The organism is Ruminococcus sp. 1001136sp1_2201st1_G3_2201SCRN_220225 (assembly GCF_040924365.1).
GTDB classification, from domain to species: Bacteria; Bacillota; Clostridia; order Lachnospirales; family Lachnospiraceae; genus Blautia_A; species Blautia_A faecis.
This window is the reverse complement of record NZ_JBCOME010000014.1, coordinates 38,346-52,335: the sequence shown is the minus strand read 5'-3', so window position 1 is coordinate 52,335 and position 13,990 is coordinate 38,346. Positions and strand designations below refer to the sequence as shown.

The 13,990-nt window shown below is 42.5% G+C and carries 13 protein-coding genes; 12 read left to right on the top strand and 1 reads right to left on the bottom strand.

The features are described from left to right. Window positions 1-171: 171 nt before the first annotated feature. From AB5642_RS06705 to AB5642_RS06650, 12 genes are all read left to right on the top strand, one after another. Window positions 172-1,263, top strand: a complete 1,092-nt coding sequence (locus AB5642_RS06705) for a GntR family transcriptional regulator (protein WP_148461771.1) — start codon at window positions 172-174, stop codon at window positions 1,261-1,263. A gap of 127 nt (window positions 1,264-1,390) precedes the next feature. Next, entirely contained in the window at window positions 1,391-2,890 is a 1,500-nt protein-coding gene (gene araA, locus AB5642_RS06700; RefSeq protein WP_148461770.1) for an L-arabinose isomerase, read from the top strand. 103 nt (window positions 2,891-2,993) lie between these two features. Next, window positions 2,994-4,598, top strand: a complete 1,605-nt coding sequence (locus AB5642_RS06695) for a xylulokinase (protein WP_118581787.1) — start codon at window positions 2,994-2,996, stop codon at window positions 4,596-4,598. Window positions 4,599-4,850: 252 nt separating this feature from the next. Continuing rightward, window positions 4,851-6,266, top strand: coding sequence for an MBOAT family protein (locus AB5642_RS06690; protein WP_195379506.1), 1,416 nt, complete (start codon window positions 4,851-4,853; stop codon window positions 6,264-6,266). A 10-nt stretch (window positions 6,267-6,276) separates the two neighbouring features. Next, window positions 6,277-7,410 (top strand): hypothetical protein, encoded by a 1,134-nt coding sequence (locus AB5642_RS06685; RefSeq protein WP_173719174.1) that lies wholly within the window; start codon window positions 6,277-6,279, stop codon window positions 7,408-7,410. Between the two features lie 335 nt (window positions 7,411-7,745). Beyond that, window positions 7,746-9,404, top strand: a complete 1,659-nt coding sequence (locus AB5642_RS06680; protein WP_148461767.1) for a hypothetical protein — start codon at window positions 7,746-7,748, stop codon at window positions 9,402-9,404. A 203-nt stretch (window positions 9,405-9,607) separates the two neighbouring features. Beyond that, a complete protein-coding gene (locus AB5642_RS06675) occupies window positions 9,608-10,891 on the top strand; it encodes a phosphodiester glycosidase family protein (RefSeq protein ID WP_173719175.1) in 1,284 nt (427 codons plus the stop codon). 375 nt (window positions 10,892-11,266) lie between these two features. Further along, on the top strand, window positions 11,267-11,800 hold the full coding sequence (locus tag AB5642_RS06670; RefSeq protein ID WP_148461765.1) for a methylated-DNA--[protein]-cysteine S-methyltransferase: 534 nt from the start codon (window positions 11,267-11,269) through the stop codon (window positions 11,798-11,800). A 437-nt stretch (window positions 11,801-12,237) separates the two neighbouring features. Then, window positions 12,238-12,498: a DUF4160 domain-containing protein gene (locus AB5642_RS06665; protein WP_118581766.1), complete on the top strand. Its 261-nt coding sequence runs from the start codon at window positions 12,238-12,240 to the stop codon at window positions 12,496-12,498. 19 nt (window positions 12,499-12,517) lie between these two features. Further along, window positions 12,518-12,802 carry a DUF2442 domain-containing protein gene (locus AB5642_RS06660; protein ID WP_118581763.1) on the top strand — a complete coding sequence of 95 codons (285 nt, stop codon included), beginning with the start codon at window positions 12,518-12,520 and terminating at the stop codon, window positions 12,800-12,802. A gap of 67 nt (window positions 12,803-12,869) precedes the next feature. Continuing rightward, window positions 12,870-13,091: a DUF3791 domain-containing protein gene (locus AB5642_RS06655; protein WP_173719176.1), complete on the top strand. Its 222-nt coding sequence runs from the start codon at window positions 12,870-12,872 to the stop codon at window positions 13,089-13,091. Window positions 13,092-13,240: 149 nt separating this feature from the next. After that, window positions 13,241-13,522: a hypothetical protein gene (locus AB5642_RS06650; RefSeq protein ID WP_118581757.1), complete on the top strand. Its 282-nt coding sequence runs from the start codon at window positions 13,241-13,243 to the stop codon at window positions 13,520-13,522. Between the two features lie 58 nt (window positions 13,523-13,580). Here AB5642_RS06650 and AB5642_RS06645 read toward each other — a convergent pair whose 3' ends face one another. Then, window positions 13,581-13,886, bottom strand: a complete 306-nt coding sequence (locus AB5642_RS06645; protein WP_173719177.1) for a helix-turn-helix domain-containing protein — start codon at window positions 13,884-13,886, stop codon at window positions 13,581-13,583. Between the last annotated feature and the right edge of the window lie 104 nt (window positions 13,887-13,990).

Genomic DNA, 13,990 nt, shown 5'->3' with positions numbered 1-13,990 from the left:
ATAGCCATTCTGTAAATAAAATCTTATGTTTTCACTTCTTTCATTTTAGAATCCCCAACATTTGTTAAAAAAGCATAAAATATAGCTGATTATTTTGTATACAATATCCAAACACAACAACTTGTCCGTATGTGCGTACAAGTTGTAAGATGGAAACAGGAGGAAGGAAGAATGACTGAAAATGGCAAGCCAAAATATTTTACTCTGATGGAAGAACTAAAAGAGAAGATCATTTCCGGCAGGATTCAGCCAGGAGAGAAGCTGCCATCAGAGAATCAGTTTACAGTACAATATTCCCTCAGCCGGCATACGGTGCGAAAGGCACTTAGTCTTCTGGAACAGGAAGGCTATATAGAAGCCTGCCATGGAAAAGGAACTTTTTGTTCCGAGAAAATGCGCCATATGAAAAAGTCCAGAAATATTGCGGTAGTGACAACTTATATTTCTGACTACATTTTCCCAAGGCTGATTCAGGGAATGGATAATGTACTGTCTGAACAGGGCTACAGCATCATTTTGAAAAATACAGGTAACAGCCGTCAGAAAGAGGCAAAATGTCTAGAAGAGCTTTTGCAGAAAGATATTGATGGTCTGATCATAGAGCCAAGTAAAAGCCAGCTTAGCTGTCGGCATCCTGGCCTTTACGAAAATCTAGAGAAATATCAGATTCCATACATTTTTATCCAGGGAATTTACACGGAAATGAAGGACAAGCCCCACATTCTTATGGATGATGCCAGGGGCGGCTATCTGGTGACAAAGTACCTTCTGGAGCAGGGACACCGCAGGATTACCGGTTTTTTCAAGGCAGATGACATTCAGGGTATCCAGAGACATAAAGGGTATGTGAGGGCATTGCAGGAGGCTGGTATTCCTTATGATCCAGATCTGGTAGTATGGTTCCACACCGAAGATCGGCGGAGTAAACCATCTATGATGGTAAAAGAAATGGTAAAAACCGGATCGCTTCCTCATGGAATCGTCTGCTACAATGATCAGATTGCTGTACAGGTGATTGAATCTCTTGAAGATTGTGGTCTTCAAGTACCAAAGGATATTTCCGTCACAGGCTATGACAATTCCCTCTATGCCCAGCGCGGAACCGGAATCACAACCATTGCCCATCCACAGGAGCGGCTTGGAGAGATGGCAGCAGAATTGATATTAGAAAAAATCAATGGAGTGTCAGAAGAGGATAGCAAAGTAGAACGTCTGATTCAGCCGGAATTAATTGTTCGTGGTTCCTGCAGAAGGCTTAAATGATATTTTCTGCAAAGAATTACTGATAATTGTTTCCTTACAATTGGAAATATACATTGCAAACCATCACCTGAAAAATTGAATCAATAACAATATTTACAAAAATATAATAAACAGGAGGATTTTTACAATGAAAACAGGAAGAAATTACAAATTCTGGTTTTGTACAGGTTCACAGGATCTTTATGGGGATGAGTGTCTCCGTAAAGTAGCTGAGCATTCCTGTATTATTGTGGAAGAGCTGAACAAATCCGGTATGTTTCCATACGAGATTATATGGAAACCAACCTTGATTACCAATGAACTTATCCGTAAGACTTTCAATGAGGCAAATGCTGATGAAGACTGTGCTGGTGTGATCACCTGGATGCATACTTTTTCCCCGGCAAAATCCTGGATACTTGGTCTGAAAGAATATAGAAAGCCTCTTTGCCACCTTCACACACAGTTCAACCAGGAAATCCCTTACGACACCATTGACATGGACTTTATGAACGAGAATCAGTCCGCACACGGTGGCCGCGAGTATGGTCATATGGTAACCCGCATGGGAATCGAGCGAAAGGTAATTGTGGGCCACTGGGCTGACAAAAAGGTTCAGGAGCGTCTGGCTTCCTGGATGCGAACTGCTGTTGGCATTATGGAGAGCAGCCACATCCGAGTTTGCCGTGTGGCCGACAATATGCGAAATGTTGCCGTTACAGAGGGGGATAAGGTAGAAGCTCAAATTAAATTTGGCTGGGAAGTTGATGCCTATCCGGTAAATGAAATCGCAGAATATGTGAACGCTGTTTCCAAGGGAGATATTGACGCTCTTGTGGAAGAATATTATAATAAATATGACATTCTTTCTGAGGGAAGAGACCCGGAAGAATTCAAACGTCATGTAGCAGTACAAGCAGGAATTGAGATAGGCTTTGAGAAATTCCTGGAAGAGAAAAACTATCAGGCAATCGTAACTCATTTCGGTGATCTTGGAGCACTGAAGCAGCTTCCGGGACTGGCAATCCAGAGACTTATGGAGAAGGGCTATGGATTTGGCGCAGAAGGTGACTGGAAAACAGCTGCAATGGTTCGTCTGATGAAGATTATGACAGCAGGCATGAAGGACGCTAAGGGAACCTCCATGATGGAAGATTACACCTACAATCTTGTTCCTGGAAAAGAGGGAATCCTGCAGTCACATATGCTGGAGGTTTGCCCATCCGTAGCAGATGGCAAGCCGGCTATTAAAGTCTGCCCGCTTAGCATGGGTGAGAGAGAGGATCCTGCGAGACTTGTATTTACATCCAAGACAGGCCCTGCAATCGCAACATCCCTTGTTGATCTGGGGGATAGATTCCGTCTGATCATCAATGATGTAGATTGCAAGAAGGTTGAGAAACCTATGCCGAAGCTTCCTGTAGGAAGTGCATTCTGGACACCACAGCCAGATCTGGCTACCGGCGCAGAAGCATGGATCCTTGCAGGTGGAGCACATCATACTGCCTTTACTTATGATCTTACAGCAGAGCAGATGGGTGACTGGGCTGCAGCAATGGGAATTGAAGCTGTATACATTGACAAAGATACTACAATCCGTAACTTCAAGAATGAGCTTCGCTGGAATGAAATTGCGTTTCGAAGGTAAAAACGCATAGAATGGCAAACACGCTCTGGAGCCTGTTTACGGCGTTGGGTTGAACAGTGAAGAATGTTACACATTATAAAAAGACAACGGGAGGATTTTACACATGGGAGCAGCAGAAGCAAAGCAGGCAATCCTGGATAACAGGACAGCACTTGGAATCGAGTTCGGTTCCACAAGAATCAAGGCAGTTCTGGTAGATGGAAATAATGCACCAATCGCATCCGGCGGACACGAGTGGGAGAACCGCTATGAGAATGGGGTATGGACATACAGTCTGGAAGATATCTGGTCCGGTCTGCAGGACTGTTATCAGCAGATGGCAAAGGACGTAGAGGAGAAATATGGTGTAGAGCTGACAAGCGTTGGTGCTATTGGAATCAGCGCCATGATGCACGGCTACATGCCATTTGACAAAGAAGGAAATCTTCTGGTTCCGTTCAGAACCTGGAGAAATAATATTACGGGAGAGGCAAGCAGAAAACTGTCCGAACTTTTTCAGTATAATATTCCTCAGAGATGGAGTATCGCACATCTGTATCAGGCAATTTTAAAAGGCGAGCCTCACGTAAAAGATATTGATTACATTGCCACTCTGGAGGCATATGTACATTGGAAACTGACTGGAAAAAGAGTTCTTGGAATTGGCGATGTTGCAGGAATGTTCCCGGTGGACAGCACTACCAGGGATTACAATGAAAAAATGGTTCAGCAGTTCGATGAGCAGGTTGCTTCTTATGGATTCCCATGGAAGCTTCGCGGCATTCTGCCGAAATGTCTTGTTGCGGGACAGGACGCTGGCTGCCTGACAGAAGAAGGAGCAAAGCTTCTTGATGTAACAGGCAGGCTGAAAGCCGGAATTCCTATGTGCCCGCCGGAAGGTGATGCTGGCACTGGAATGGTAGCTACCAACAGCGTTGCAAAGCGTACCGGAAATGTTTCCGCAGGTACTTCCGTATTTGCCTCTATTGTTTTGGAAAAGGAGTTATCTGCACCATATTCTGAAATTGATATGGTTGCGACTCCATCCGGACATCCGGTTGCAATGGCACACTCTAATAACTGTACTTCTGATCTGAATGCATGGGTAAATATTTTCCGTGAGTTTGCAGAAGCAATGGGTATGGAAGCTGATATGAACAAGCTTTTCGGAACCTTATACAACAAGGCTCTGGAGGGAGATGTGGACTGCGGCGGACTTTTGTCCTACTGCTATTTCTCCGGTGAGCATATGACTGGATTTACAGAAGGAAGACCACTGTTTGTACGTTCTCCAGAGAGCAAATTCAATCTTGCCAACTTTATGAGAACCAATCTTTATACCTGCCTTGGCGCTATGAGAGTTGGTCTTGACATCCTGTTTAAGAAAGAGGGGGTAAAGGTTGACCGTCTTCTTGGTCATGGCGGACTGTTTAAGACAAAAGGTGTTGGACAGCAGATCCTTGCAGATGCTGTAAATGCCCCGGTTTCTGTTATGGAGACTGCCGGTGAAGGCGGTGCATGGGGAATTGCAGTGCTCGCTTCCTATCTTGTAAACAAAGAGGAGAATGAGACCCTGGAAGACTTCCTGGATACCAAGGTATTTGCAGGAAATCAGGGAAGCACCCTGAATCCGGATCCGGAGGGTGTAGAAGGCTTTAATATGTTCATGGAAAGATATATGAAAGGCCTGCCGATCGAGCGCGCAGCTGTGGACTCCAAAATCTGGTAAGTGGCTTGAAATGAGGCGGAGATGCCTCAGATCATTCCTGCAATCTGCACGCGAAAAAAGTTCTGTGTAGTTATAAAACGAAATAAGTGAGAACGGATGGATTTTTCTCTCAGTTAAAAACGGAGACCTTTCTCATACCAGAATGTGAATTTTTTCAGGATACTGGTATGGGGAGGGTCTTTTATGTTATAATACTGAGCATTGACAGACAAACATGCTCCAGAGCCTGTTTGAAAAATAAAGGAGATACACATGGTTTTCAGCTCGATGCTCTTTCTATGGATCTTTCTGCCCTTAGTACTGGCAGCATATTATATAAGTCCCGGAAAAATCCGAAATGGAATCCTGGTATTTTTCAGTCTGCTTTTTTATGCATGGGGAGAGCCGCTTTATGTTTTCCTTATGCTGTTTTCCGTGGCGGTGAATTTTACCGGCGGAATTCTGATTGAAAAATATCAGACCAGGAAAAAAAAGATTCTTGTGGCAACTTTGATTATTAATCTGGGGTTGCTGGGATATTTCAAGTATTTTGGCACTCTGACAGAAGCCATAACCGGACTTTTTTCAGCAGATGGAACAGGAACCACTCTTTTTCAGGTGGCGCTTCCAATTGGAATTTCTTTTTATACTTTCCAGGCGTTGTCCTATGTGATCGATGTGTACAGGGGAGAGGTGCCGGCACAGCACAATTTCTGGCATATGCTTTTGTATATTTCCTTTTTTCCACAGCTGATCGCAGGACCTATTGTAAAATATCGCGACATTGCAGCTCAGATTACAGGAAGAAAAGAGACTATCCGAAAATTTGCAGCCGGGATAATGCGTTTTTGCTGGGGACTTGGGAAAAAGGTTCTCCTTGCCAATTCCTTTGCCCGTGTGGTGGATGAAATTTTTAAATATGGTCCATATGCGGTATCCAGGAAGGCTCTGTGGCTGGGCGCAATTCTTTACATGATGCAGATTTATTACGATTTTTCAGGATATTCCGATATGGCCATTGGTCTTGGAAAAATGTTCGGATTTGAATTCCAGGAGAATTTCAATTATCCCTATACAGCTGGTTCCGTGCAGGAATTCTGGCACAGATGGCATATTTCCCTGTCTTCCTGGTTTCGTGATTATGTCTATATTCCTTTGGGAGGAAATCGTAAAGGCGCGGCATGCACCTATCGAAACCTGCTTATCGTATTTTTCCTTACCGGAATGTGGCATGGGGCTGGAATGGCATTTATCCTCTGGGGGCTTTATCATGGCCTTTTTCTTATACTGGAACGTGTGTGGCTTGGGAAAAAACTGGAAAAACTGCCTGGAATCGTGGGCTGGGGCTACACAGTGACCGCGGTGTTTTTTGGATGGATTCTGTTCCGTGCAGAAAATATTTCCCTGTTTTTCACTTATGTGAGAAATATGTTTGTGGCACATGGAGGAACCATTCTTCTTTCTGCATATCTTGACAGCAAAATGATCTTTCTGATCGTTATGGGTGTTTTATTTGCAGGAGTTTTGCAGAAGATATATGAGAAGGTCCGGGTACATTCCGCTGGAAAAATCCCTGCCAATGGAATGGTGACAGTTCCGAGAATGATCGCCTGTATGGTGATTTTCTGGCTGAGTGTGGCGGCACTTGTAAATAACAGCTATAACCCGTTTATTTATTTCAGATTTTAACAGGAAGCATATGAGAAAACAGAAAATTCTGATTGTATTATTTGCAGGAAGTCTGGTTCTGCCAGGAGTGGTGTGGGCTGGATTTTCCGGCAGATTTGATACGGAAAACAATGAAAACAGAAAACTGGCTGAATTTCCGGAGGTGAATCTGGAATCTCTGGGAGACTTCCCGGAGCAGTTTGAGGCGTATTATAAGGATCATGTGCCCTTCAAAAATGACCTGGTGAAGTTCTGCAACTTTATTGATACGGAATTTTTCCGCAATACAAAGATCGGGGATGTGGTGATCGGAGAAGATAACTGGCTGTTTTACCTGCCGGAAAGGGAGGGAGAAAATGCCATGGCAGATTACCAGAAAACCAATGTGTATACACTGGAACAAAGTGCGGAAATTGCATCCGGAATTGCAAAAGTACGGGACTGGTTCCTGGACAGGGGTGTGAAACAATTCCATTACTACGTGGCTCCCAACAAAGAGACACTTTATTCGAAGTATATGCCGGAGAAGCCAAAGGTGATTGGAATCGGGGATTCCAGAATGGAGACTTTTGCAAAATATATGAAAGAAAATTCCGACGTGGAATTTGATTTTCTGGCAGATTATCTGAGGGAGTTTACTGAAAAATACCAGCTGTTCCGAAAATATGATACTCATATGAACAATTTAGGCGGCTATATTACCAACGAGAAAATTGTACAGGATATGACAGGTGAAAGTCTGCCAATCGAAGATATTCAGGTTCTGATCGGAACTAAACCTTGCAGGGGGGATCTGTCCAGGATGATCGGGCGGTATAAAGAGCTGAATGATGACAGGGAGTATGGGTTGAATTATTTTCACGATGGTATCCGTTACAAGGTGAAAAAAGAGGAGAGTGAAGGCGGCGAGGAGATCCTGAAAGTGTTTAAATCCAATTCGGAGAATGAGAAAACTTTAATGGTGATCGGGGATTCTTTTCGACTCCGCCTTGAAAAATACATGCCCTATCGCTATCAGAAAACCATATTTGTGAGAATTGATGACTTTGACCAGGAGCTTTTGGATAAATATGAACCGGATGACGTGATTGTGATTACTGTTGAGCGTGACCAGAGGTATATGGAAAAACTGGATAGTTATATTATACAGGACAGTGGAGAGTAAATGGTACAATATGATATATCAGAGCCTGTCCGGAATTATAGGATTTGTTTGTGGGAAAAATTTTTGTTTTATTGGTCACAGATGGAACAGTAACCACTTTTTTGTCACGGGAATCGTCAGAATATTTATGGGTTATTGACAATAAGTTCGGCAAATGCTATTCTGATATTAACTTGTTTTGTCAGATATGTCTGTTATGGAACTTTGTATAGTCCGTGACGGATCGTTGACAGAAACTGGTTGCTTAACTGGTAATGAGAGCAGTTGGGAATTACCAGCAAACAGCAACGGGAAGATTGCAGAATCCGTAAGGATTTATACCAAAGGAGGATCTTATGAAGAGAAAGAAAATTACCGCAATTTTGTTAGCATCCCTTATGGGAATCAGTGCAGTACCGGCTACCACATGGGCAGCAGATTCTTACAAGGAAACTGAGAAAGCAGCCTTTGCCAAAATGATCGAGGAATTTGGTGCTGATTACGCAAAGAGCCTTTCTGAAATGGATACAGAAGAAGTTAAGGGAAATGCGGAAATAAAGGTAAGTCTGGAAGATGGTGGAAAAGCAATTCTGGGAATGCTTTCTCCTGTGGATATCTCCTGGCTGGCGGATGCTTCCATCAGTGGAAATGTAAGCATGTCTGATAAGTCCATGACTGAGTTTATGGATGTGAATGTAAATGGAACCAAGATCTGTACAATAGAATATTATTTTGATACAGAGAATTCTGAAATTTATATGAGAATTCCGGAGCTGAGTGATGGCTATATTAAAATGAATATGGAGCAGATGACTCAGGAAGCAGTGGAAGAGGCAGATCAGGAACTGGATTCTTCCTTTACCACGAGTCTTGATCTGGCAGATAGCATGAACAGCTATTTTTCCACTCTGGAGAACCTTCCGGAAGCAGACTTAGTGACATCTATTCTTACAAGATACACAGATATTATTTTTGATAATGTTGCAGATGCTGAGAATCCTGGAGCACAGGAAGCTGTTGCAGGAGATGTAAGTCAGGAGCTTAGCGTTCTGGAAGGACATGTTACACAGGCAGAGGCACTTCCAATGTTCCAGCAGATTCTGGATACAGCCAAGTCTGATGAAGAACTGAAGGGGCTTATTGAGACCTGGACAGAAGCCATGAATGATCCAGATTATACTTATGAGACTTTCCTGGAAGCAATCGAGGATATGGAGAAAGATCTGGATACAGAAGCTGATGAGACTGACGAGTCCGGATTTATTTTAAGGGCATGGGTTGACAGTGACGGAGAGGTTGTTGGACGCCAGTTCCTTCTGAATGATGAGCAGGAGGAAGAGCTTTTCGGATATCTGTGTACAGCGGATGGAGATAAGAGAGGATTTTCCATGCAGCTGGGTTCCGGAGATGACAAGGTTGCAATTGAAGGAAGCGGTGAGCTGAAAGGTGACCTGTTAAGCGGAACTTACACGATTTCTTCCGGTGAAGCGGATGCAGCTGTGATTGATGTTACAGATTATGATACCAAGGCAGTACAGGACGGAATCTGGAAGGGAACTTACACAATTTCCGGTGCGCCTGTGGAAGATGAAGATGGAAATTCCTATGATCCATTTGGTGGAATGCAGTTGATCTTTACAGCCGATGGTGCAGATGAGGACAGCATTGACTGGAATCTTGCTATTGCAGCAGGTGGTGCAACTCTTGGTTCAGTTTCTCTGACAGGCGGCAATGGCGGTGAGGCACTTGCAGCAGTTGATGTTGCTTCCCTGACAGATGTTTATGATTTCAGTAATGATGATGAAATTGAAGCTTATACAGCTTCCATGAATATGGATGCAATCACAGAGAATCTGACCAGCGCAGGCATGCCTGAGGGATGGCTGGACGATGTGATCGCTGCTACAGGCGACAGCGATATTGAGAGTACGGAGACAGATGGTGTTGCTGAGTCCGAAGAGCAGACAGATATGGCTGGAGATACACTGGATGACAGTGAGACACCGGCAGCTTAATCAGTAATTTATGCGAGCAGGCAGCCGCATAATAATTACCTGCAGCAAGGCAAATACAGCGGGGCAGACGAAGTAATTTGTCTGCCCCGAATTTTTTATAACCAGAAAGCAAATGCTTAGTGAGTTCTGTACATCACGGAGCGTGTAACTGTGAAAGTACTGAACTGTTACGATTTTTTATTGAAATGAGGGGGGAGAAGGAATTGAAAAAAAGAAGCTTTGGGATTATCTGTTTTCTGTTTTTGATATTTACCATGTGTTCCTCTCCGGTGTGGGCCGCTTCTTATGTGAAGGCTTCCAATACGACTGTGAGTATCACTTCGAAAAAGCATGGCTGGGTGAAGCGGGGAAAAGACTATTATTTTTATAATTCCAAGGGAAAACTGCTTTGGGGAAAAATTACCTACAAAGGTCAGCGTTATTACAGCACAAAGAATGGAAAACGCTATACAGGCTGGCTGAAATCAGGCGGGAAACGGTATTATTACAACCGGAAGAATGGCATTATGTTCCGCAACCGATGGGCTACAGGAACGAAATACTCTTATTATTTCAATAAGTCAGGTGTGGCAATTGCCAACCGCTGGCTGAGCTACGGAGGAAAGCGATATTATTTCCTTCCTAATTCCAGAATGGCAACAGGATGGCAGAAAATTGGTGAATATCGTTATTATTTTGATAAGAAAACAGGTGCTTTGTATACAAATGTGTGGGTGGGAAAATATTATGTAAATGATAGCGGGAGAAGAACCGGACAGACCAGACCGGATGTGAAGGTGAATGATAACCGCTATACATATAAAAGCAGCTCTCTTAATATTGATCTGCGCAGAAAATCCACACATAATGTTCCTTACTGGGTAGCGCTGATAAAAATCAAAAATTCCGGACAGCTGAAATCCGCTTTATCTTATGGAACCTATGGTGGTGCCAGACAGACTACCTCCGGTGCGGTTTCTGGTAATGGGGGTATTATCGGAGTGAATGGAAGTGCGTTTAGTTACCAGACAGGGCGGCCGTCACCTCTTGGAATGTGTATCAAGAATGGTGTGATTTATGGAAATTATGAGACCAGTTACAGCGTAATGGCTGTAAAATATGATGGCACTATTTATACACCAGAGCAGGGATTAAAAGGCGAAGCTCTTCTGGAAGAGGGCGTGAAAGATACCTATAATTTTGGTCCGATTCTGATCAAAGATGGACAGGCCCAGCCTGCCTGGTCAGAAACAGCCAAATATTATCCGAGAACTGCTGTGGGAATGGTGAAACCTGGCATTTATGTGCTTCTTGTCACCGACACTGGCAGTTACGCCGGTCTGAACCACTGGGATCTTGTTAATATCTTCAATAGCTATGGTTGTCAGTACGCCTACAACCTGGATGGCGGCGGCTCCGCCACATTGTATTACAATGGTCAGGTCATGAATAAGCTGATTAATAATTATGAGAGACCATGTGGGGATTTTCTGTATTTTACAAATTGATGTGTTGACAATGAAAAGCATTTAAGGAGCATGTTGTATGAACGGTGAATGAGGAGCCTAAATGAAAAAGCTATGCAGAATTTTGATACCAGGTGCTTTTGATGGTGCCATATGTTTCTTGTTATTCACTTACCAGGTGCAGGCGGTAGAGAGTCCATCTGCTCAGTCTCCCTTAGTCTGGGCAGACCCAGGATGCTGATGTTTTTATCGATATCCCGAACCTGCGTCAGTATGGTGGCTACACCTGCGGAACCACTTGTGTGCAGATGGTGATGATTTTGCTCAGCGGATGAGTGGTTAAGGGAAAATGGAAACTTTGTTTTGTAAATCTGTTCATAGGAATCGTAGGATTCCATGCATTTTTGAGGTATAAATATGATATACACATACAAATATAAATCGCCGTTAGGGCATATTTTACTGGCGGCAGATGAAGTGGGAATTACTGGTCTATGGTTTGAAGGACAGAAATATTTTGGGAATACACTTCCAGACAAGCATATTCCACAGGAAACAGAGATTCTCACGGAAGCGAAAAAATGGCTGGATGTTTATTTCTCCGGTGAAGAACCGAAATTTACTCCGCCACTTCATCCGGACGGCTCAACATTCAGACAGGCAGTGTGGAAGATTTTATTGCAGATTCCCTATGGACAGACGATCACATACGGAGAAATTGCCCGCAAAATGGCAGAGATGAAAAATGTATCCCGCATGTCTGCCCAGGCAGTTGGAGGTGCGGTTGGACACAATGAAATTTCTATTATCATTCCCTGCCATCGTGTGATAGGCACAAATGGAAGTTTGACAGGGTATGCCGGGGGAATTGATAAAAAGCTTTCGTTGCTTGAACTGGAACACGCGGATATGAGTTATTTATTTGTTCCAAAGAAAGGGACAGCATTGTAGGAGGCAGTGATAAAACTGTCCTCATTTTGGGTTATTTTGGAGAGCCAAGATTGGACGGAAAATAGAATCTTGGACATATTTTGGACATATCTATTAAATGTTACAGAAATATTACGAGAATGGTGAACCCCAAAACCCCGCAAACCCTTATAAATCCAAAGAGAAACACCCGGTAGGGGAGCTACCGGGTATTTCGAGGGGAGTATAAATAATTAAATAAGGGGTTATAAACGGCATAGTTTGATAGGGTATGAAATGGCGTAAATACGCGGAAAATCGGGTGTTGAAGTTTACGAAAGTTTATAGGTGAGGAAGAAATCTTGGGTATATTTTGGGTACGGAAACAGAATGAAAAGGCAAATTCTTATCCTATTTTATGGCGCTTATTATAAAAAAATGGTACACTATAAAAAAGCATTGAAAAGGAGATGTTGTATATGCCAGAGATATCATTATTTTATGGGATTCGGGTAACGATGTATTATAATGACCATATGCCACCGCATTTCCATGCAGAGTACAATGGACATAAAGCATTAGTTGATATCAACAATATACAGGTAATAAAGGGATCATTACCAAATAAGCAATTACGATTGATACTGGCGTGGTGTACAATTCACCAGGACGAATTGATGCAGAACTGGGAGCTGTCAAAGGACATGAAGCCGTTGAACAGAATTAATCCGCTTATATAATATGTGGAGGTGAACGTTTATGAATGAGTATTTTCCTACAGTTGTACAGGTGATTCCTTTGGATAATTTTCATGTACAGGTCTTTTTTGATGATGGAAAAATAGTTGATTATGATGCTACAAACGATTTAAAGGCTGAGATTATGGCACCAATGAGGGATATTGAGAACTTCAAAAATGCTTGTACGGTAATGAATGGAACGCTTGCCTGGGATATTTCTGGCAAATGGGACGAAGCTGATTGCGTAGATATTGATCCATTTACGTTATATGAACTCGAGGAAATCAATGGTATGATAGCGTGAAATGCTGTCAGTCAGAAGTAAAGTATTGAATGACGATTACGTGACACGTAGAGAAGGGACGTGAGAGATGAGTAAGGAATCAAATTTCTTAATTTACTGCATGGAACGATACCGCCATTTTAAAGGACTTTCTAGAGCTGATGTGACAAAAACTTTTGAAAAATACGGTATCTGTGGGGATATTACAAAGTATTTTGAATCGCTGCATACAATGGGAGATCATTGCATTGTACAGGACATTGACGATTATATCAGCAGTATTACAGGCAATGGTTTGGGAAAGGCATAATTTAGCTGATATTCCAAAAGGTGATGAAGGATTGTAATTTTATATAGAAGATTGATTAGAGACTGGAAATTTGAATTCTGGTCTCTTTTTTTATATCTTCAAATCTGTAGCAAGGTGTAAATATTTAGATATGCTCATAGAAGGGAGAATTGGAACCAGAGCAGGTTCAGAACATTATGGACAGTATGATAAAAAAATTGTATGACATGGAACTGGAAGAACTGGGACGGAGCGGCTGGCAGGATGAAAAATTACTGTCAGAAGTCAGAAAACTTCTGGAAAATAACAAGGCTTCTATCCAGGTTGAAGATAAAACTGGACGAGAAGGCGTTGATCTGGCATTTGCGATTGCTGAGATAGGAGAAGAAATTGGGTTTACACAAGGCTTCAAGTGTGCCTTTCAGCTTTTTATGGAATGCAAAAGGGAATAGGTTCAAATGATACAAGGTGTTAAAGAGAAGGCTATGCGTGGGGAATACGCATAGCCTTTTAAAGAGTCTTTATAAATTCGATTAATGCAAGCTGTTGTTCTTCTGAGAGGGCTGCTGATGCTTCAAGTAAATTTCTCTGCGTTTTGGTAAGCACATAGGGTTCCTCGTTTTCAGAAAAGAATTGTGAGAGGGTAATCCCGAAAGCACTACATATTTTTTCAAGAGAAGGAATTGAAGGCACTAAATCTTTCCGATACCAGGAAGAGATGGTTGATTGAGTCAGACCAGATTTTGTAGCAAGCTGGTATTCTGTCCAGCCTTTTTGATTACGATAAGATGTAATTCTATCAAGCACAGGCACCATAATATCACCGTCTTTCTGTTAGTATATGGTTTATAGTAGAGGAAAAACAGTGATAAAATAATATGCTATATCGTATTTAAATAACGAATATTAGTTGAATAACG

Bases quoted from the DNA above. Each gene is read 5' to 3' on its own strand.
- AB5642_RS06705 (WP_148461771.1), top strand. From the start codon at position 172: ATGACTGAAAATGGCAAGCCAAAATATTTTACTCTGATGGAAGAACTA.
- araA (WP_148461770.1), top strand. From the start codon at position 1,391: ATGAAAACAGGAAGAAATTACAAATTCTGGTTTTGTACAGGTTCACAG.
- AB5642_RS06695 (WP_118581787.1), top strand. From the start codon at position 2,994: ATGGGAGCAGCAGAAGCAAAGCAGGCAATCCTGGATAACAGGACAGCA.
- AB5642_RS06690 (WP_195379506.1), top strand. From the start codon at position 4,851: ATGGTTTTCAGCTCGATGCTCTTTCTATGGATCTTTCTGCCCTTAGTA.
- AB5642_RS06685 (WP_173719174.1), top strand. From the start codon at position 6,277: ATGAGAAAACAGAAAATTCTGATTGTATTATTTGCAGGAAGTCTGGTT.
- AB5642_RS06680 (WP_148461767.1), top strand. From the start codon at position 7,746: ATGAAGAGAAAGAAAATTACCGCAATTTTGTTAGCATCCCTTATGGGA.
- AB5642_RS06670 (WP_148461765.1), top strand. From the start codon at position 11,267: ATGATATACACATACAAATATAAATCGCCGTTAGGGCATATTTTACTG.
- AB5642_RS06665 (WP_118581766.1), top strand. From the start codon at position 12,238: ATGCCAGAGATATCATTATTTTATGGGATTCGGGTAACGATGTATTAT.
- AB5642_RS06660 (WP_118581763.1), top strand. From the start codon at position 12,518: ATGAATGAGTATTTTCCTACAGTTGTACAGGTGATTCCTTTGGATAAT.
- AB5642_RS06655 (WP_173719176.1), top strand. From the start codon at position 12,870: ATGAGTAAGGAATCAAATTTCTTAATTTACTGCATGGAACGATACCGC.
- AB5642_RS06645 (WP_173719177.1), bottom strand. From the start codon at position 13,886: ATGGTGCCTGTGCTTGATAGAATTACATCTTATCGTAATCAAAAAGGC.